Source organism: Rothia nasimurium (genome assembly GCF_004569295.1).
Classification (GTDB): Bacteria; Actinomycetota; Actinomycetes; order Actinomycetales; family Micrococcaceae; genus Rothia; species Rothia nasimurium_B.
On record NZ_SPQC01000098.1, the window covers coordinates 1 to 1,235 of the forward strand.

General features: G+C 59.5%; 2 protein-coding genes. One reads left to right on the forward strand and one right to left on the reverse strand.

The window, feature by feature from the left end:
* The coding region (locus tag E4U03_RS13045) for an IS3 family transposase (protein WP_135011154.1) at positions 1 to 116 on the forward strand (116 nt) is incomplete at its 5' end.
* A 104-nt stretch (positions 117 to 220) separates the two neighbouring features.
* Here the strand turns inward: E4U03_RS13045 and rarD are convergent.
* Entirely contained in the window at positions 221 to 1,189 is a 969-nt protein-coding gene (rarD, locus tag E4U03_RS12550; RefSeq protein WP_245207734.1) for an EamA family transporter RarD, read from the reverse strand.
* Between the last annotated feature and the right edge of the window lie 46 nt (positions 1,190 to 1,235).

Below are 1,235 nucleotides of genomic sequence, written 5' to 3' on the forward strand. Positions count from 1 at the left end.
GTCAGGCGGTTGATGACTATATCTATTGGTATAACAACGGTAGGCTTCAGGAGCGATTAAAGGGCCTGGCTCCGATGGGGTATCGGAGCCAGGCTTTGGCAGCCCTGACGGTCTAGGATTAAACCAGTCCAACTTTCGGGGGCTAGTTCAGAATGCGGGCCTGGGCTGCTTTTTTGTGCTTGTTTTTCTGTAGGGCTGTCTCAGCCGACTTTGATCTTGCCTAGTCGTTCTTGATTTGGGGCAGCATACCGGTGTTGGTATCGGGGGAGGGCACCTCGGCGGACGGCTTGTGGGTTCGTGCCCTGCGCTGGGTGAGCAGGGAGTCGGCGATGAAGAAGGCCGCAGCTACCCACACCAGCACAAAGCCTGCCCAGCGGCCTGCTGAGAGGTGTTCCTGGGTCACGAACAGGGCAACGAGGAACTGAAGGGTGGGGCCAACGTACTGCACCATGCCCAGCACAGAGAGAGGAACGCGGGCAGCGGCTCCCGCAAAGAGAAGCAGGGGCACCGCCGTGAGTACGCCGCTGGCTACCAGAATCCAGAAATGGGCTGGTCCTTCTGCCAGCAGGGTAAGCTGACCGCTGCGAGCAAAGTACCACATCAGTACAGCTGCCAGCGGGGTCAGGAGCAGGGTCTCTATGGTCAGAGATACCAGGGCTGGCACTGCCCCGATTCCTTTCTTGACCAGCCCGTAGAAACCGAAAGTGAAGGCCAGCCCCAGACCCAGCCAGGGCACTGAGCCGTAAAAGACCACCATTACCAGCACCGCGAGCGCAGCAACACCGATACCGGCCCACTGGAGGGGGCGCAGGCGCTCACCCAGGAAGACTACGCCTAGAGCGACCGAGACAATGGGGTTGATGTAGTAGCCCAGGGAGGCTTCCATGACGTTATTACTGGTGGTGGCAATGACGTAGAGCAGCCAGTTGCCGAAGATGAGTAGGCTAGCGACCAGTAGAAGGCTGACCTGGCGCAGGTTGCCTAGCACCGCCACCAGGTTTTTGACCTGCCGGGTGAGCGGCAGCAGGGCTAAACAGAAGACCAGCGAAAAGAGTACCCGGCCCGCCACGATCTCTAGGGGAGTGGCTGGTGCTGTCAGCATGAAGTAGAGGGGGAAGAGCCCCCAGATCAGGTAGCAGAAAAAGGCGTAGAGGCCGCCTACTACCTGCTCATTTTTGGCTGTGCTCACCGCTGTCTTCCTCATGCTTCTCTCGGTGGTGGGGGGGGGCTTGGGG